Raw genomic sequence first — 16,826 nt, 5'->3', positions numbered from 1 at the left:
GGCACCCGCCGTCGGGCAGGGAGGGTCAGGCGTTGGTGGGGAAGCCGAGGTTCAGCCCGGCGTGGGAGGGGTCGAGCCAGCGGGTGGTGACGACCTTGCCGCGGGTGAAGAAGTGCACGCCCTCGGTGCCGTGGGCGTGGGTGTCGCCGAACAGCGAGTTCTTCCAGCCGCCGAAGGAGTAGTAGGCCATCGGCACCGGGACCGGCACGTTCACGCCGATCATCCCGACCTCGACCTCGTTCTGGAACCGCCGCGCGGCCCCGCCGTCGCGGGTGAAGATCGCGGTGCCGTTGCCGTAGGGGTTGGCGTTGATCAGGTCGACGGCCTGCTCGTAGGTGTCGACGCGGACCACGCTCAGGACCGGGCCGAAGATCTCGTCGGTGTAGACGCTCATGCCGGTACCGACGTGGTCGAGCAGCGTCGGGCCGACGAAGAACCCCTGCCCGTCGGCGTCCGGGGCGACCCCGCGGCCGTCGACCACGACGCGGGCGCCCTCGCGCTCACCGGCGTCGACGTAGCCCGACACCCGCTCCTGCGCAGCCCGGGTGACCAGCGGGCCCATGTCGCACCCCCGCCGCCCGTCGCCGGTGCGCAGCCCGCGGGCCCGCTCGGCGATCTTGTCGACCAGGGTGTCGGCGATGTCGCCGACCGCGACCAGCGCCGAGATCGCCATGCAACGCTCACCGGCCGAGCCGAACCCGGCGTTGATCGCCTGGTCGGCCGCCAGATCCAGGTCGGCGTCCGGGAGCACCACCGCGTGGTTCTTCGCCCCGCCCAGGGCCTGCACCCGCTTGCCGTGCGCGGTGCCGGTCTCGTAGATGTAGCGCGCGATCGGGGTGGACCCGACGAAGCTGATCGACTTCACGTCCGGGCTGGTGAGCAGCCCGTCGACCGCGACCTTGTCGCCGTTGACGACGTTGAACACGCCGTCAGGCAGCCCCGCCTCGCGCCACAGCTCCGCGATCCACAGCGCCGCCGACGGGACCTTCTCGCTCGGCTTGAGCACGACGGTGTTGCCGGCGGCGATCGCGATCGGGAAGAACCACATCGGCACCATCGCCGGGAAGTTGAACGGCGAGATGATCCCGACCACGCCGAGCGGCTGACGCACCGAGTGCACGTCGACCCCGGTCGAGGCGTTCTCCGTGGCCCCGCCCTTGAGCAGGTGCGGCATCCCGCAGGCGAACTCCACGACCTCCTGGCCGCGGGCGACCTCACCGGCGGCGTCGGAGAGCACCTTGCCGTGCTCGGCGGTGATCAGCGCCGCCAGCTCGCCGGCGCGGGCGTTGAGCAGCTCCCGGAACCGGAACAGGATCGTCGTGCGCTTCGACAGCGAGGTGTCCCGCCACCCCGGGAACGCCGCCTTGGCCGCGGCGACGACCTGGTCGACGTCCTCCTCGGTGGCCAGGGCGACCTGGCGGGTGACGGCGCCGGTGGCGGGGTCGGTGACGTCGGCGAAGCGGTCGCCGTCGGTCTTCAGGACGGCGCCGGCGGCCCAGTGGTGCAGGGTCTCGGTCATGGTGGTGCTCCTGGTCGTCGTTGTCGGGTGGTGGGGGCGTCGGCGGTCGGCGGTGCGGGCGTCGCGATGGCGGGTCAGTAGATGACGTAGACCTTGCGCAGGGTCTCGGTGACGTCCCAGCGGCCGCTCCAGCCCGGGGGCAGGACCAGCAGGTCGCCGGTCTGCAGGGCGTGGTTCTCTCCGCTGGCGTCGTCGGTGATGGTGGCGGCGCCGCTGAGCACGAAGCAGACTTCGGTGTCGGGACGGTCGACAACCGGCCAGCCACCGGGCTCGCATTCCCAGATGCCGATGTTGGCGCGGGCCGCGCTCTCGACGACGTGGGTGTGCAGTCGGGGGCTGCCGCTGTCGGCGCCGGCGCGGATACCGGCGGCGGTCAGCGCACCGTGGACGGTGCTGCCGGGGGTCAGGGTCAACGAAGGCATGAGGGTTCCGTTCGCGGGTGTCGTAGGGCGGGATGGCCTGCCTGGGTCAGTGGGCACCGGTGAGGCGCTCGAGGACGGCGGAGATCCGTGAGGGCCGCTGGGTGAGGCGCTCCTCGCGGTCGGCGGCGGACGCGGCGAGCAGGCCGGCGTTGACCCCGAGCCAGCGGAACGGTTCGGGCTCCCAGCGCGGCGAGGCGTGGTTGACGATGGGGAGGTCGTTGATCGGCTCGTCGCGCTCGAGGACGAGGTTGCGCAGGATCCGGCCGGCGAGGTTGCTGGTGGCGACCCCGTCACCGACGTAGGGCCCGGCCCAGGCGTGGCCGGTGGCGCGGTCGAGCCCGACCGAGGGGTGCCAGTCGCGAGGGACGCCCAGCGGTCCGCCCCAGCGGTGGGTGATCGCGACGTCGGCCAGGGAGGGGAAGAAGTCGAGGAGCGTGGTGTGGATCTTGTCGTGGATCCTCGGGTTGGTGTCGTAGGCCGGGGAGACCTTCGACCCGAAGTGGTAGGGCGCGCCGCGGCCGCCGAAGACGATCCGGCCCTCCTCGGTGGTCTGGGCGTAGATCCGGAGGTTGCGCATGTCGTTGAAGCCGAGGCGGTGGCGCAGCCCGAGCTCGCCCAGGCGGCTCTCCGGTAGTGGTTCGGTGGCGAGGACGAGCGAGTAGAGCGGGGCCAGCGAACGGCGGTGACCGGGCAGCGTGGGGGTGTAGCCCTCGGTGGCCCGGATCGACCTGGGGGCGCGGACCCGGCCGTGCGGGGAGTCGACGTAGCCGGGGCCGATGTGCTGGACCTCGGTGCCCTCGTGGATGACCGCGCCCATGCGTTCGACGACGTCGGCGAGGCCGCGGACCAGCTTGCCGGGATGCACGGTGGCGCAGTGCGGGGTGAAGGCCCCGCCGAGCACCCGGTCGGCGTTGACCAGCTTGGCGGCCTCGTCCTGCCCGAGGACCCGCCACTGGTCGGGCAGATCGAGTCGGGCCGCGGCGTCGAGCTGTCCCTGCGCGCGGGTGAGCTGCGCGGGGGTGCGGGCGAGCGCGAGGAAGCCCTCGTGGGCGACGTCGGCGTCGATGTGCTCGGCGCGGACGACCCGCACGAACTCCTCGACGGTGTCGTTCATCGCCTCCTGGAGCAGGATCGCGCTGCGCCGCGAGCTGTTCTTGGCGACGTGGGCCAGTGAGATGGGGAAGATCGCCGAGCACCAGCCGCCGTTGCGCCCGGAGGCGCCGAACCCGACGGTGTGCTTCTCCAGTACGACCACCCGCAGCGAGGGGTCGGCCTCGAGCAGGTAGTAGGCAGCCCACAGGCCGGTGTAGCCGGCGCCGACGATGACGACGTCCGCGTCACGGTCGCCGGGCAGCTGGGGGCGCGTCCGCTTCGGTGCACCCCAGACCGGGATCGCCGTGTGCGCCGTCATCGGTGCTTCTCCTACGTGCGACATCCCGCCGCCCTCCTCGAATCGGGTGCTCCGAGTGTGGGAGCGAGAGCAGCACCACAGCGATACGTTGTTCGTCTAGTGCTGAAGCTCGCCCTCATACAAAAAGGACGGTCGCCGTGATCACGGTGAAGAGGCTGTTGGCGGCACTCCCGGGTGAGCTGCACCTCGCGGCCGGACAGGCCGGCAGCGACCGGCTGATCAGCTGGGCGCACGTCTGCGACCTGCCCGACCCGTGGAGCTGGGTCGGTCCCGGCGACCTGGTCCTGACCACCGGCGACGGGCTGCCCGCCGAGCCCGCCGCGCAACGGCAGTGGTTCGCCACGCTGGCCGACGTCGGCATCGCCGGCTTCGTGCTCGCGCCGCGCCCCGGTGCGCCGACGGCGAGCGCGGACCTGCTGGGGGTCGCCGAGGAACGCAGCATCGCCGTGCTCACCGCCGACTTCGCGCTGCAGTTCTCCAGCGTCTCGCGGATGGTCATCGAGAACGCGGTCGCCTCCGAGCGCGACCACATCCACGCCGCCCGACGGCTCTTCGACGTCTACCACGAGGCGCTGCGGGCCCGGGCGGACCTCTCGAGCCGCTTGGAGATCGTCGCCCGCAGCATCGGCTGGGCCGTCGCGGTCACCGCCCGCGAGAACGGCGCCGTGCTGGCCGCCGGGGGTGGCGGGGGGACCACCTCCGCGGCCCCGATCACCGTGCCGGTGCCCGGGCATCCCACCGTGGAGGTCACGGCCCGTCCGGCCCGGCAGCGCACCCTCGACGGTTCGCTCGTGCACTACCTGGCCGGCCTGGTCGGCATCGAGCTCGAGCACCAAGCACGTGACCGCGACGAGCGCCGCCACCACGGCGAGCTGGTGCTGCGCGACGTCCTCGAGGGCGCCGCGAGCGCCGGGCTGCTGCGCGAGGAGCTCGCCCGTCGGGGCATCCACGACGACCTGGTCGCCGTGGCCGTCCTGCGTTTCCCGCCCGAGGACGACCTCGCCCGCTTCGACCTCACCCTGCCCCCGACCTGGACCGACGCGGTTCCCCCCACGAACCACGACGGAGCGGACCTGCTGATGGTCATCCCCTGGGGCTGGTCGTGCGTCGAGGCCTTCCGCGCCGAGGTCGGTCCCGGCGCGCACCTCGGGGTGAGCCTGCCGCTGGCCCCGGGCAGCGACATCCGCGACGCCCGGCTGCAGGCGCGAGCCGCCGCGAGCCACGCCATCGAGACCCGGCGGGCCCAGAGCGACTACGGCGAGCTCCACCAGCTCGGGGCCACCGGCCCCCGGTCGCTGACCGAGATGCGCCGGCTCGTCGAGCGCCTCCTCGGGCCGCTGCTCGAGCAGGACCGCTCCAACGGCACCGACCTGACCGGCACGCTGAGCAGCTTCCTGCACCACGACCGCTCCTGGACCCGCACCGCCGAGGAACTCGGCGTGCACCGCCAGACCCTGGTCTACCGCGTCAACCAGATCGACAAGCTCACCGGCCGGAAAGTCATGTCGACCGCCGGAACCGCCGAGCTCTGGACCGCGCTGCGCGCCGCTCTGGTCCTCGGGATCGTTCCCGCACGACACGGACCTAGACGTTCTGACAACGCCGAGCCATAAGATCTGACGAACGCACGATAGTGATCGTGCTCACGGGCTCCTCATGCTGGCCGCACTCACGACCCGCAGCGAGGAGCACCACCATGCCGGTACAGACCGAACACGATCCACGCCTGAAGAAGACACTCAAGACCCGCCACCTGCGCATGCTCGCGCTCGGCGGTGTCATCGGCGCCGGCCTGTTCGTCGGCTCCAGCGCGATCATCACCGAGGCCGGCCCCGGGGCGTTCATCACCTACGGCATCACCGGCGTCCTGGTGTTCTTCGTGATGCGGATGCTCGGCGAGATGGCCTCCGCCAAACCCAGCACCGGCTCGTTCACCGACTACGCGGGCCTGGCCCTCGGGCGCTGGGCCGGGTTCACCACGGGCTGGCTCTACTGGTACTTCTGGGTCATCGTCGTCGGCTTCGAAGCCGTCGTCGGCGGACAGATCATCAACGGCTGGATCCCCGCCTTGCCGGTATGGGTCATCGCGCTGGGACTGCTGGTCGTCATGACCGCGGTCAACCTGCTCTCGGTCAAGAGCTTCGGCGAGGCCGAGTACTGGTTCGCCGGCATCAAGGTCGCCGCCATCCTGGTCTTCCTGATCGTCGGCACCCTCTACGTCCTGCACCTCTGGCCCGGCTCCACCGCGACCTTCAGCAACCTCACCGCCGCCGGCGGGTTCCTGCCCAACGGCGCCGGCACCCTGTTCACCGGCGTCGTCGTCGTCATCTTCGCGATGACCGGCGTCGAGGTCGTCACCATCGCCGCCGCCGAGTCCGAAGAGCCCGGCAAGAACATCCGGCGCGCGGTCAACAGCGTCGTGTTCCGCATCCTGTTCTTCTTCGTCAGCTCCACACTGCTGATCGTCATCATCCGGCCCTGGAACACCCTGACCAAGGGCAAGTCGCCGTTCGTGTCCGCCCTGGAGACCATCGGCATCCCCGGCGCCTCGGTCGCCCTGCAGGCCGTGATCCTCGTGGCCGTGCTCTCGGTGCTCAACTCCGGGCTCTACACCTCCTCGCGGCTGCTGTTCGTCCTCGGCCAGCGCGGAGACGCCCCCAAGTGGATGCACCGCGTCAACCGCAACGGCGTTCCCGCCGCCGGCGTGCTCGCCTGCACCGTCATCGGCTACGCCTGCGTCGTCATCTCCGCGGTCTCCCCCGACACCGTGTTCCTGTTCCTCATCAACTCCTCCGGCGCGGTCTTCCTGTTCGTCTACCTCATGATCTGCCTGTCCCAGATCGTGCTGCGCCGCCGCTGGGAGCGCGACGAACCCGGCATCTTCCAGATCAAGATGTGGGGCTACCCCTGGCTGCCCGCGCTGGTGACCCTCGCGATCATCGCCGTCCTGGCCTCCATGGCCTTCAGCGACGACTCCGACACCCGCACCAGCCTTTACCAGAGCATCATCGCCTGGGTCGTCTTCCTCGCGATCTTCCTCGTCCGCGAGGCCCTGTGTCGCAACTCCACCCGCAGCACGGACCCGGGCACGACCGATGCATCACTCGTCGCCCACGAGCAGGGCGAGATCGACGCCACGGCGGGAGGGCCCACCGTGCCGGCCACCACGGCCACGGGCGCGACGAACTCCAGCGCCACCTCGGCCTGACCACGTCCCGGGTCTCCGCGCGCACCGAGGGCGCGGCGACCCGGGACACACCGCCGCGGTCGGCGCGCGGCGGCCCTCCGCACACCCCGATGCCGCGCGGAGCAGATCATGACGGCGAGTCGCCATCCCGAGGACAGGGTCCGGAGCCGGCGTGCGCCGACGGCCTCACGCCCACCGGGAACAACAGCCGAGCGATCTTCCACCTCACCCCGCCTCACTGCTTCCACACCAGACCCGACTGGTCCGGTAATCGTCAGCGACGGGATGGCGGTCATCGTCACATCAGTTGTGCGGCCCGTCGGACTGGAGGAGCTGGAAAGCCTGCCGGTAGGTCGACGGGGAGACGCGCAGGATGGTGCGCATGTGCAGGCGCATGGCGGCGGCACTCCCGAATCCGCATCGGGCGGCGATGGCGTCGACGCCGAGATCGGTCGTCTCCAGCAGCTCGCGGGCTCGATCGAGTCGACGCGCCAGCAGCCACTGCGTCGGGGACGTTCCGGTCTCCTCGCGGAAACGGCGCGTCAAGGTGCGGGTGCTGACCTCTTCGCGCTCCGCCAGGTCGCGCAGCGTGATCACCGTGTCGAGGTGCTCGAGTGCCCAGCGCCGCGCACGGGCCGTTCCGGCGATGCCGGGCTCGGCTACCGGTCGCTGGATGAACTGCGCTTCATCGGCGCCGCGGTGAGGGGGTGTCACCACGCGGCGAGCGACGGCGGTTCCGACTGCGATGCCGTGGTCGGCCTGGACCATGTGCAGGCACATGTCCGTGACGGAGGCGACTCCGGCCGAGGTCAGGACCTCACCGTCATCGGTGTAGAGCACGTCCGACCGGACCGACACGGCGGGGTAGCGCTCGCGGAACGCCTCCACCTGTGCCCAGTGGGTGGTGACGCGTCGACCGTCGAGCAGACCCGCCGAGGCCAGGACGAAGGCGGCAGTACAGATGGACGCCAGTCGTGTCCCCGGGCGGATGCGGCGCAGCGCGTCTGCCAGCCCGCTGTCCTCGAAGGCTGCAGTGTCGGCAACATCGTGGTCCGTCGCCGCGACGATCACCGTCGATGCCTCGGCGAGCAACTCGGGTCCGTGGTCGACCTCGACGGTGAAGTCGCCGTCGGTGCGGACCGTGCCCGCCCTGGGCGCGCAGGTCAGCACGTCGTACAACGCTCGCCCCTGCTCGTCGCGCGCCTCGCCGAACACGCGATGCACGATCCCGAGCTCCATCGCCAGGACCCCGTCGCGTACGAGGATCGCGATCCGATGCCGCTCCATGGCCTGATCCTTCCACGATCTGTCCCCGAGGCGGCTCGTGCCGATCTCCCGGACGGTCGAGGCTGAACGTCGTGCTCCCCACCTCGGCCCGAGAGCTGATCCTCAGCGGGACAGCTCTCGCGCACATGATCACCCTGAATCCCGATGGGTCACCCCAGGTGAGCACCGTCTGGGCCGGACTCGATGGCGACACCATCATCACCGGCCACTTCGGTCGCTATCGCAAGATCACCAATCTGCTCCGGGACCCACGCATCGCCCTGTCCTTCGCCGGCGAGACCCCACTCCCGAACGGGATGCATCCCAATCTCGTCGTTCACGGCACCGCCGAGGTCACCGAGGGCGGCGCGCCCGAACTGGTGAGCCGGCTCGGCAAGGTCTACGTCTCCCCGGATTTCGACTATGAACTGCCACCGGGACCACCTCCCGGCTACGTCATTCGCACGACGATTCGTCGCATCGGCGGCGTCGGACCCTGGATGGACGAGTCATGACCGCAACCCCGGGCAGGAACAGTATCGGCGACATCACCCCGAAACTCGCGGAGCTCACCGACGACGTGCTCTACGCCGACGTCTGGGAACGTCCGCAACTGAGCAAGCGCGACCGGAGCCTGGCGACCGTGGCCGCGCTGGTCGCGCTCTACCGCGCCGATGAGCTCGACCTGCATCTGGGCTTGGCTCTCGACAACGGCGTCACCGCGGAGGAACTCATCGAGACCATCACCCACCTCGCCTTCTACACCGGATGGCCGTGCGCGGTCACCGCGGCCAAGCAGCTGCGGGCCATCCTCGACGGCCGCGACAGCTGACGCCTGGGGCGATCGAGCCCTGTTCGCCGACAAGAACCCTGTGGTCCTGAAAGCAGTCCTCGCAGTCGGCCCGATCGACCGCCGTGCACTTTCGGAAGGACGTCCATCGATGGCCGAGCCGTTCGTCGTCAGGATCACCGACGCCGAGATCACCGACCTGCGCGAGAGGCTCCGGCGGACCCGGTGGCCCGAGCCGGAGACCGTCGACGACTGGTCGCAAGGGGTGCCTTTGGCCTACGCCCGCGAGCTGTGCCGCGCCTGGGCCGAGGACTACGACTTCGGGTTCGCCGACCGCGTCAACGCCTTCCCCCAGTACCGCGACACCGTCGACGGGCTCGGGATCCACTACCTGCACGTCCGGTCCCCGGAGCCCGACGCGTTCCCGCTGGTCCTCACCCACGGCTGGCCCGGCTCGGTGCTCGAGTTCCTCCACGTCCTCGGCCCACTCACCGACCCCCGCGCCCACGGCGGCGACCCCGCCGACGCCTTCCACGTCGTCGCGCCCTCCCTGCCCGGCTACGGCTGGTCCGACAAGCCCACGACGACGGGCTGGGGCGTGCCTCGGATCGCGCGGGCCTGGGACACGCTGATGGTGTCGCTGGGCTACGACCGGTACGGCGCGCAGGGCGGCGACTGGGGCTCGGAGGTGACCGCCAACTTGGGCGAGGTCGCGCCCGAGCGGGTCGCCGGGGTGCACCTGAACATGGGGAGGGTCCCCCTCGGCACCTTCACCGACCCCACCCCCGCCGAACGAGCCGCCCACGACGCCGCCCGCGAGTTGACCCGCACCGGGCGCGGCTACGCCGACATCCAGATGACCCGACCGCAGACCCTCGGCTACGGCCTCACCGACTCCCCCGCCGGCCAAGCCGCGTGGATCGCCGAGAAGTACCGGGCCTGGACCGACCACCACGGCGACCACGAGACCGCCGTGTCCCGGCAGACGATCCTCGACGAGATCTCGGTGTACTGGTTCACCGCCTCGGCCACCTCCTCGGCGCGCTTGTACTGGGAGAGCTTCGCCGACCCCCGCGTGCCGATCACTGCGCCGTCCGGGCTGTCGGTCTACCCGTGCGACATCGTCCGTCCGTCGCGGCGCGACGCCGAACAACGCTTCACCGACCTGCGCTGGTACGCCGAGATGCCCCGCGGCGGGCACTTCGCCGCCCTCGAGCAGCCCGCATCGCTGGTCGAGCAGATCCGCGGCTTCTTCCGCCTCGTCCGATAACGGGTGAGAAGCCAGATTTCTTACGTCATGTCAGCACGCACGAGGGTCTGGCACCGGCACCGGCACCGTCGCCGCGAGCCTATTCGCCAGGCGTTCTCGAGGCGACTTTCGAGGTTGTTCGAGAAGGCTCCGTCCTGGCGCGTCTGCGAGAATTCGTTGCCAGTCCACGCGAAGGTGTGGGCGCCGCCTTCGGTGGAGCAGGAGATCTTCTTCGCCTACCAGTTGAGGTAGACCGTGCCGAAGTAGCCTTGATGAAGGTCGGCGTGGCAATCCTTGTCCACCAGCGCCTTCTTGGTGCAACCGAAGCCCGCCGCGCTGAGAGCTACGAAGGCGGCGGCCACCGATCTCGTCGGTGATTGCTCCTAGTTTCCGAAGGCGACCGGTTCCCCGCGCCAGTCGGTGTTGCGGACGAATTGTTCCCAGGTCAGCGTGTTGGGATCGATGCGTCGGCTCCACTGGGTGTCGCGGTCGTCGCGGAAGTATCCGAACTCCACCGCGTACTCGACCATGCCGATGGTCTCGTCGGCAAAGAAGGGGTTCTCGGCAAACACAGGGAAGTAGTTGAGAAGGCCTTCGCGCGTGTAGGCGTTGCGGTACTCGGCCTTGAGTCCGGTGACCTGGGAGAACGCCTCGATCATCTCGGCCGGGGAGACAACATCACCGACGACCGGTAGCCATGCGCCGAGGTAGGTGTCGGGGTTGGAGAACACCTCGAGAACGGCGGGGCCGGTCGCGGTGAGCGGGTCGACGAACGGAGCGCGGAAGTCCTCAGGGAGGTAGAAGGGCATGATCACCGTGTCACCCTCGACGTGCGGGGCGTAGTACTCCAACATGTTGGTGTAGTAGAACGAGAGCGAGACGAAGGTGTGCGCGATCGACAGAGTTCGAATGTGCTCGGCGACGAGCGCCTTGTCGGTGAAGTGGGGCGCCCACTTCGCGCCCGACGTCCTCTCCTCGACGTTCTCCAGGGTACTGAAGACGACGTGACCCACTCCGGCTTCGACTGCGGCATCAGCGAGCTCGCGCCCGAGGGGGTATTCCTCGGAGTCGGGCGGCAGGAGGGGCGGCGTCATCAGGAAAGCCCCGTCGGCCGCCGCGAACGCGTTGACGAGTTCGTGCTGGTGACCGAGCGCGAGGGGAACCTCGGCGAGTTCCGCGCCCATCCCAGCCAGGCCTCGGGCCTGGGCAGAATCGGCGTTCCGGGTCAGGGCTCGCACCCGGAACCTGCCGCTCTCGAGCAGCGAGGTAACGACGCTCCTGCCCTGCTTGCTGGTGGCACCCGCGACGGCGATCAACGGCTTACTGGTCTCAGGCATGATGCGCACTCCTCTTGTGTATGCCCGCGGCGGCCCGCAGGCGGGCGGCCGCGACACCGACGGACGTGGATGAGTCGCGGGCGATCTTGCCTTTGGACCACTGCCCTCCGGAGATCTCCATCTGCCGGTGTCGGTCGCTGAGGTCGTTGGCGATCGTGTAGCCCGCGATCGCGTCGACGGCCTCGGTGCGGTGGGCGAGTCGTCGAGTTCGTCGGGCGATGACGACGGCCAGCTCGGTCTCCCGGTCGAGGGTGTCGCAGCCGGCGGGACGCGCGACGGGACGTTCCCGGCCTTGCTGGCCGAGTCGCAAGATGTCCAACCGGCTACCTTCCTGCTCCTGAAGCTCGAGGCGTGCTCCGACGCTTGGTCGTCGCGTCCTCGGCGGTGTCCTGGGCTCGCCATTCGCTGGTGATGCGCGTGGTGAGGTTGTCGAGGTGGCGGATCATCGCGGCTTCCGCGGCCTGCCCGTCCTGGTCCTGCAGCGCGCGTAGGACCCGTTCGTGCTCCAGGACCGCCGGTCCGCGGCTGGTGACCCACGCAGTGGCGTACGCGCCGAGGATCACCTGCGTGCGCACCCGTTCCAGGGACTCGGCGAGGCACTCGTTGCCCGCGAGATCCTGGATCGCGTGGTGGAAGTCGGAATCGGCGCGACGTGCCCCGTCCTGGTCGCCGCTATCCACGGCTCTGCGGAACCGGTCGTGGATGATGGCCAGTTCCCCGAGGGTCTGTTCGTCGATGCGTGGGGCGGCGAGGCGCGCGGCGAGTGCTTCGAGCTGGGTGCGGACGGCCAGGGAGTCCAGAAGCTCGTAGCGGTCGGGGGCGGCCACGGCGATCGTGCCCGCCACCCGCCGCAGCAGTCGCTCGGAGAGCAGCCGCTCGACCGCGTTGCGCACCGGGCTGCGGCTCATCTCGAGGTCGGTGGCGAGCCCGAGCACGCTGACTGCGGCACCGACCCCGAGGTCGCCATCGAGGATCCGGTTGCGGATCAGACCGTAGGCGGAGTCGGCAAGGGAGTCGGTGCGGGGGTCGGAGTTGAGGTCTGCCGAGGTCACGAGTGGCCCTCTCGCTCGCTGCGTTCTCTGGGTGCTGGGCGGAGAAGCCTAACCAGGCGGGATCGCCAGACCGGCCTCGGCGAGTTCGGCCCACCGTCGAGGAGCCCGGGCCTCGGGCGCGGGGCCCGGCCGAACGAGGTCGGGGGTCAGCTCGGCGAGCGAGCGTGCCCCGAGCAAGGTCATGGTGGTGGTGATCTCTTCCTCGAACAGGGCCGCGACTCGGCGCACGCCCAGCTCGCCGGCCGCCATGAGGCCGTAGAGGTAGGCCCGCCCCACGAGCACGGCGTCGGCGCCGAGCGCGAGGGCCGCCACGACGTCGGCACCGGAGGTGAAGGCGCCGTCGACGAAGACTTCGCAGCGACCTTCGAGGCGATCGAGCACCTCGGGCAGCTGGCGGATCGGGGTGACGGAGCGGTCGAGCTGGCGGCCGCCGTGGTTGCTCAGCACGATCGCGTCGGCACCCGCGGACGCGATCCGGACCGCGTCCTCCGCGGACTGGACTCCCTTGACCACGAGCTTGCCCGGCCACTGCTCGCGGAGCCAGGCCAGGTCCTCGAAGTCCACGGCGGGGTCGAAGAGCGTCGCGGCCAGCTCGGCGACGGTGCCCTGCCACGAGTTCAGCGACGCGAAGTTCAGCGCGCGGGTGGTGAGCAGATCGATCCACCAGTGCGGGTGGCGCGCACCGTCGATGAAGGTCCGCGGCCCCAGAGAGGGGGGGAGGGTCATGCCGTTGCGGACATCGCGCAGCCGCCGGCCCGCGACCGGGGTGTCGACGGTGAGCACGAGGGCCTCGTAGCCGGCGGCGGCGGCGCGGTCGACGAGCTCGCGGCTGCGGCCCCGGTCGCTCCAGAGGTAGAGCTGGAACCACCGCCGACACCCCGGGATGATCTCCGCGACGTCTTCCACCGAGCAGGTGCCCATGGTCGAGAGCGCGAAGGGCACCCCCGCCGCTCCGGCCGCGCGGGCGGTCGCGAGCTCGCCCTCGTGGTGCAGGACGCGCGTGAAGCCGGTCGGGGCGAACACGATCGGCAGCGCGCTCGGGGCGCCGAGGATCGTCGCGCGGGTGTCGACGGCGGACACACCGCGCAGCACCCGCGCCACGAACTGAACCGAGTCGAGATCCTCGCGGGCTCGGGCCAACGACCGCTCGGCCTCCGCGCCGCCCTCGACGTAGTCGAAGACCGCCCGAGGGACACGGCGGCGGGCCATCGAGCGGAGATCCTCGACGCTGGCCGCCCGCGCAGCCCGGCGCCGGTCACCGTCGAGCACCACCGGGCGCGGGCGCAGCAGATCAGCGAGCTCCGCCGCTCGCGGCAGCCGACGCGCCCCGTCCAACCCTGTCCATCGCATGGCTAGGAGACTGCATCCACAAACACCTCCGGTCAAGCGCCACTGCATCCACACAGGCGCGATTAACCCGGCTATTGCACAAGCAAGTGTTGACTGGATCACGGCTTCGGACTACACCTGCATCCACCCAGACCGAGGAGGAGCTTGTGTCACCGCGTCCACCGTCCGTGCTCATACCGCTGCCCGACCGCGACTTCGACACCACCGAGTCCTCGATCGCGTGGCGCGCCTTCGTCGACGCCGGCATCGAGGTCACCTTCGCCACCGAGACGGGCCGGGTCGCCGCCTGCGACCAGCGGCTGCTGCGACCGGGGTTCTTCAACTGGTTCCCGGCCGGGCCGGACGCCCTGGATGCCTACCGGGCGATGTCGAGCTCCCCGGCCTTCCGGTCCCCCATCACCTACCGCGACATCGACCCCGCCGACTTCGACGCGGTCCATCTCGGCGGCGGGCACGCCCAGGGCATGCGCCAGTACCTCGACAGCGCGGTCCTCCGCGAGCGCGTCCTCGGGTTCCATCGCCAGAACAAGACGATCGGCGCGATCTGCCACGGCTCGCTGATCCCGGCCAGGACCATCGATCCCCGCGCCGGGGCCAGCATCATCGAGGGCCACCGTTTCACCACCCTGACCCGCCCGATCGAGAAGTTCGCGTTCCGCAGCACCTGGTTCCGGGTGGGCCGCCGCTACCGGACCTACTGGAAGTACACCGAGACCGAGGTCGGACAGGCCGTGGGACCCTCCGGCACGATCGAGCGCGGCGAGACCCGCTTCGGCCGGTTCGGGTACTCCCTGACCCACGACGAGCCGATGGTGGTCGAGGACGGCCACTTCCTCAGCGCCCGCTACCCCCTCGACGCGCCGCGCTACGCCGAGGCGTTCGTCCGCCGCCTGGTCGACGACCGCGCCACGGCGACCCCGTAACGGCTCCCGCCCCCCCTTCTCCGGCCGAGGCCCATCCCCGGGCCCCTGCGCCTCGCCCACCGCGGCGAGAACCACTGCACCGCCACCACGCCGACCCGTGGCCGGCACCAGACGACCTTCGAGAGGGAACACCCATGTCCAACCTCGCCCCTGCCGACGAGCGCCGGGACCGGCGCGACACCAACGCCCTGTTCTCCGCGAACCCCCTCAAGCTCGGGCTCTTCGGGCCCAACTGCGACCGCGGCTGCGCGATGACTCTCTCCGACGACGTACCGCTGCTGACCTGGGAGTACACCAAGAAGATCGCCCAGCTCGCCGACGAGGCCGGGTTCGAGGCCCTGGTCCCGGTCGCGCGCTGGAAGCAGATCGGGGACAACGGCTTCAACGGCCGCAACTTCGACACCTACACCTGGGCCGCAGGTCTGGCCGCGGTGACCGAACGGATCACGCTGGTCACCACCGCCCACGTCCAGGCGTCCCACCCGGCGGTCGCCGCCAAGCAGGTCGCCACGATCGACCACATCAGCGGCGGCCGGACCTGCCTGAACATCGTCAACGGCTGGTTCGAACCGGAGTTCAAGATGCTCGGCGCATCGTTCCTGCCCCACGACCAGCGCTACCGGTACACCAGCGAGTGGTTCGAACTACTCGAGCGGTTCTGGCTCGAGCAGGACGAATTCGACTTCCGCGGCGAGTTCTTCACCGTCGAGGGCGGATACTCCCAGCCCAAGCCGATCCAGCTCCCCCGGCCGGCGATCATGAACGCCGGAGGCTCGAAGACCGGCCGCGACTTCGTCGCCCGCTACGCCGACTCCGGCTACGCCCTGCTCGCCGGCTACGACCTCGCCTCGACCCGGGCACTGGTCGAGGAGCGCCGGGCCGAGGCCGCCGCCTACGGGCGAGACGTGGACACCTGGACGACCGCCTACGTGATCCAGCGCGACACCCCCGAAGAGGCCGAGGCCTACCGGCAGCGGGTCTTCGTCGACGAGGTCGACGAGAGCGCCGGCCAGGCCGCCGCGCACTATCTCGGTCTGAACTCCTCAGCCATGGCGCCCGACCAGTGGGAGGAGTTCAAGCTGCACCTGCGCGCCGGCTACGGCGGGTACCCCCTGGTGGGCACCGCCGAGCAGATCGCCGAGAGCCTGATCGGGCTCAGCCAGGCGGGAGTCACCGGCGTGTCGCTCTCCTTCGTCGACTTCGTCTCCGGCCTCGAGCGTTTCGTCGCCGAGGTGATCCCGCTGCTCGAGAACGCCGGCGTGCGCGAGCCGGTCACGGCGCTGTCCGCGGTCTCCTGAGCCCACCCACCGTGGCGGCTCACCCCCGGGAACGGACGGCGCCCCGCCCGCGGGCGCCTGCTCGGTACCGCTGGACGCGTAGGGACTGCTCCTGGTGCTCGGTGGTCACCCCGAAGGGGTCGTCGCCCTCGCCGCCGTGGTGGACGGTGCCCTCGAGGGCTCGCGGTCAGCACGTTCACCCGGTGAGCCTGGAACCCCGCCCTGGTCTCGGTCTGCGTGGCACACACCTCGACGACCTGGCCGCGACTGCGCACCGCGGCGGGTCTCGCGGTCAGCGTGCTCGCCGAGGACCACGCACAGCTCGCACGCCGCCTCGCCGGTCCCGGCCAGGACCGGTTCATCGGGACCACGATTACCCCGGGCGGCCTCCGGGGCCGTCCTGAACGACAGCGCCTGCGCCTGGTTCGACTGCTCGGTCGAGATCACTGCCGGCGACCCCCTCCGGCGGTGTGACGCTTCCACCCACTGACCATCGGCACCGCTCATAGGGCGAGGCAGGGAGAGACGAGGGGACATGTCGGAACTCAAACCCGTGACTGGCGACGTCGCCGAACTGCGGCGGGTCTTCAGCTGCTTTCCCAGCGGGATCGCGGCCGTCTGCACCCTGACCGACGACGGGCCGGCCGGTCTGGCCGCGAGCTCGTTCACGACGGTATCGATAGATCCGCCGCTCGTGTCGGTGTGCATCCAGAACACCTCGACGACGTGGCCAGTCCTCAGGGGCCATCCCCGCATCGGCATCAGCGTGCTCGCCCAGGACCACGAGAGCCTGGGCCGGCAGCTCGCGAGCAAGCACGGCGACCGCTTCGCCGGTGTGGCGTGGGAAGCGACCTCCCAGGGCGCTGTGCACGTGCACGGCTCCACCGCGTGGCTCGACTGCTCCCTGCACGCCGAGGTACCCGCGGGTGATCACCTCATCGCCCTTCTGGAGATCCACCGCATGAGCGCGGATCCCGCCGCCGCCCCGCTGATCTTCCACGCCAGCACCTTCCGGCGACTTCACGTCGTCTCCTGACCGCCGG

18 protein-coding genes are annotated in these 16,826 nt (G+C 70.5%); 9 read left to right on the top strand and 9 right to left on the bottom strand.

What is annotated here, in order from left to right:
• Positions 1-25: 25 nt before the first annotated feature.
• The 3 genes from QRT03_RS08845 to QRT03_RS08835 form a co-directional block, all read right to left on the bottom strand.
• Entirely contained in the window at positions 26-1,519 is a 1,494-nt protein-coding gene (locus QRT03_RS08845; protein WP_286052298.1) for a CoA-acylating methylmalonate-semialdehyde dehydrogenase, read from the bottom strand.
• A 74-nt stretch (positions 1,520-1,593) separates the two neighbouring features.
• Positions 1,594-1,941, bottom strand: a complete 348-nt coding sequence (locus QRT03_RS08840; protein ID WP_286052296.1) for a cupin domain-containing protein — start codon at positions 1,939-1,941, stop codon at positions 1,594-1,596.
• A 46-nt stretch (positions 1,942-1,987) separates the two neighbouring features.
• Positions 1,988-3,352 carry an NAD(P)/FAD-dependent oxidoreductase gene (locus QRT03_RS08835; protein ID WP_286052295.1) on the bottom strand — a complete coding sequence of 455 codons (1,365 nt, stop codon included), beginning with the start codon at positions 3,350-3,352 and terminating at the stop codon, positions 1,988-1,990.
• Positions 3,353-3,489: 137 nt separating this feature from the next.
• Here QRT03_RS08835 and QRT03_RS08830 point away from each other — a divergent pair, with 137 nt between their 5' ends.
• Entirely contained in the window at positions 3,490-4,965 is a 1,476-nt protein-coding gene (locus tag QRT03_RS08830; RefSeq protein ID WP_286052294.1) for a PucR family transcriptional regulator, read from the top strand.
• An 83-nt stretch (positions 4,966-5,048) separates the two neighbouring features.
• The gene (locus QRT03_RS08825; RefSeq protein ID WP_286052293.1) at positions 5,049-6,560 is read left to right on the top strand and encodes an amino acid permease; all 1,512 of its coding nucleotides are present in this window, start codon (positions 5,049-5,051) and stop codon (positions 6,558-6,560) included.
• A gap of 282 nt (positions 6,561-6,842) precedes the next feature.
• Here the strand turns inward: QRT03_RS08825 and QRT03_RS08820 are convergent, their stop codons facing one another.
• Entirely contained in the window at positions 6,843-7,826 is a 984-nt protein-coding gene (locus tag QRT03_RS08820) for a GlxA family transcriptional regulator (protein WP_286052292.1), read from the bottom strand.
• Between the two features lie 71 nt (positions 7,827-7,897).
• Here QRT03_RS08820 and QRT03_RS08815 point away from each other — a divergent pair, with 71 nt between their 5' ends.
• The 3 genes from QRT03_RS08815 (at position 7,898) to QRT03_RS08805 (ending at position 9,865) form a co-directional block, all read left to right on the top strand.
• Complete coding sequence (locus QRT03_RS08815) at positions 7,898-8,320, top strand: PPOX class F420-dependent oxidoreductase (RefSeq protein ID WP_286052291.1); 423 nt, start codon at positions 7,898-7,900, stop codon at positions 8,318-8,320.
• Positions 8,317-8,637, top strand: coding sequence for a carboxymuconolactone decarboxylase family protein (locus tag QRT03_RS08810; protein WP_286052289.1), 321 nt, complete (start codon positions 8,317-8,319; stop codon positions 8,635-8,637). Before QRT03_RS08815 ends, QRT03_RS08810 begins: the two co-directional genes overlap by 4 nt.
• 109 nt (positions 8,638-8,746) lie before the next feature.
• The gene (locus QRT03_RS08805) at positions 8,747-9,865 is read left to right on the top strand and encodes an epoxide hydrolase family protein (protein ID WP_286052288.1); all 1,119 of its coding nucleotides are present in this window, start codon (positions 8,747-8,749) and stop codon (positions 9,863-9,865) included.
• Between the two features lie 215 nt (positions 9,866-10,080).
• Here QRT03_RS08805 and QRT03_RS08800 read toward each other — a convergent pair whose 3' ends face one another.
• From QRT03_RS08800 to QRT03_RS08780, 5 genes are read right to left on the bottom strand one after another with little or no spacing between them, the layout of a single operon-like run.
• Entirely contained in the window at positions 10,081-10,206 is a 126-nt protein-coding gene (locus QRT03_RS08800) for a hypothetical protein (RefSeq protein ID WP_286052287.1), read from the bottom strand.
• Between the two features lie 21 nt (positions 10,207-10,227).
• Complete coding sequence (locus tag QRT03_RS08795) at positions 10,228-11,181, bottom strand: NmrA/HSCARG family protein (RefSeq protein WP_286052286.1); 954 nt, start codon at positions 11,179-11,181, stop codon at positions 10,228-10,230.
• Positions 11,174-11,500 (bottom strand): fumarylacetoacetate hydrolase family protein, encoded by a 327-nt coding sequence (locus tag QRT03_RS08790; protein ID WP_286052284.1) that lies wholly within the window; start codon positions 11,498-11,500, stop codon positions 11,174-11,176. Before QRT03_RS08790 ends, QRT03_RS08795 begins: the two co-directional genes overlap by 8 nt.
• Positions 11,501-11,504: 4 nt before the next feature.
• Positions 11,505-12,233 carry a GntR family transcriptional regulator gene (locus tag QRT03_RS08785; protein ID WP_286052283.1) on the bottom strand — a complete coding sequence of 243 codons (729 nt, stop codon included), beginning with the start codon at positions 12,231-12,233 and terminating at the stop codon, positions 11,505-11,507.
• 48 nt (positions 12,234-12,281) lie between these two features.
• Positions 12,282-13,583, bottom strand: a complete 1,302-nt coding sequence (locus QRT03_RS08780; protein ID WP_286052282.1) for an alpha-hydroxy acid oxidase — start codon at positions 13,581-13,583, stop codon at positions 12,282-12,284.
• 146 nt (positions 13,584-13,729) lie between these two features.
• On the opposite strand from QRT03_RS08780, the gene QRT03_RS08775 reads away from it, so the two are divergent.
• From QRT03_RS08775 to QRT03_RS08765, 4 genes are all read left to right on the top strand, one after another.
• Positions 13,730-14,506, top strand: coding sequence for a type 1 glutamine amidotransferase domain-containing protein (locus QRT03_RS08775; protein WP_286052281.1), 777 nt, complete (start codon positions 13,730-13,732; stop codon positions 14,504-14,506).
• Between the two features lie 134 nt (positions 14,507-14,640).
• Positions 14,641-15,804 (top strand): LLM class flavin-dependent oxidoreductase, encoded by a 1,164-nt coding sequence (locus QRT03_RS08770; protein WP_286052279.1) that lies wholly within the window; start codon positions 14,641-14,643, stop codon positions 15,802-15,804.
• Positions 15,805-16,020: 216 nt separating this feature from the next.
• Positions 16,021-16,257 carry a flavin reductase family protein gene (locus QRT03_RS32160; RefSeq protein ID WP_425604808.1) on the top strand — a complete coding sequence of 79 codons (237 nt, stop codon included), beginning with the start codon at positions 16,021-16,023 and terminating at the stop codon, positions 16,255-16,257.
• 79 nt (positions 16,258-16,336) lie between these two features.
• On the top strand, positions 16,337-16,819 hold the full coding sequence (locus tag QRT03_RS08765; RefSeq protein ID WP_345783241.1) for a flavin reductase family protein: 483 nt from the start codon (positions 16,337-16,339) through the stop codon (positions 16,817-16,819).
• Positions 16,820-16,826: the final 7 nt, after the last annotated feature.

The sequence above is a fragment of the Actinomycetospora termitidis genome, from assembly GCF_030286555.1.
GTDB classification, from domain to species: domain Bacteria; phylum Actinomycetota; class Actinomycetes; order Mycobacteriales; family Pseudonocardiaceae; genus Actinomycetospora; species Actinomycetospora termitidis.
This window is presented reverse-complemented; position numbering and strand designations above follow the sequence as displayed.

What these genes read in the sequence shown, in the direction of transcription:
- QRT03_RS08845 (WP_286052298.1), bottom strand. Translation starts at nt 1,519, where the DNA reads ATGACCGAGACCCTGCACCACTGGGCCGCCGGCGCCGTCCTGAAGACC.
- QRT03_RS08840 (WP_286052296.1), bottom strand. Translation starts at nt 1,941, where the DNA reads ATGCCTTCGTTGACCCTGACCCCCGGCAGCACCGTCCACGGTGCGCTG.
- QRT03_RS08835 (WP_286052295.1), bottom strand. Translation starts at nt 3,352, where the DNA reads ATGACGGCGCACACGGCGATCCCGGTCTGGGGTGCACCGAAGCGGACG.
- QRT03_RS08825 (WP_286052293.1), top strand. Translation starts at nt 5,049, where the DNA reads ATGCCGGTACAGACCGAACACGATCCACGCCTGAAGAAGACACTCAAG.
- QRT03_RS08820 (WP_286052292.1), bottom strand. Translation starts at nt 7,826, where the DNA reads ATGGAGCGGCATCGGATCGCGATCCTCGTACGCGACGGGGTCCTGGCG.
- QRT03_RS08810 (WP_286052289.1), top strand. Translation starts at nt 8,317, where the DNA reads ATGACCGCAACCCCGGGCAGGAACAGTATCGGCGACATCACCCCGAAA.
- QRT03_RS08805 (WP_286052288.1), top strand. Translation starts at nt 8,747, where the DNA reads ATGGCCGAGCCGTTCGTCGTCAGGATCACCGACGCCGAGATCACCGAC.
- QRT03_RS08795 (WP_286052286.1), bottom strand. Translation starts at nt 11,181, where the DNA reads ATGCCTGAGACCAGTAAGCCGTTGATCGCCGTCGCGGGTGCCACCAGC.
- QRT03_RS08780 (WP_286052282.1), bottom strand. Translation starts at nt 13,583, where the DNA reads ATGCGATGGACAGGGTTGGACGGGGCGCGTCGGCTGCCGCGAGCGGCG.
- QRT03_RS08770 (WP_286052279.1), top strand. Translation starts at nt 14,641, where the DNA reads ATGTCCAACCTCGCCCCTGCCGACGAGCGCCGGGACCGGCGCGACACC.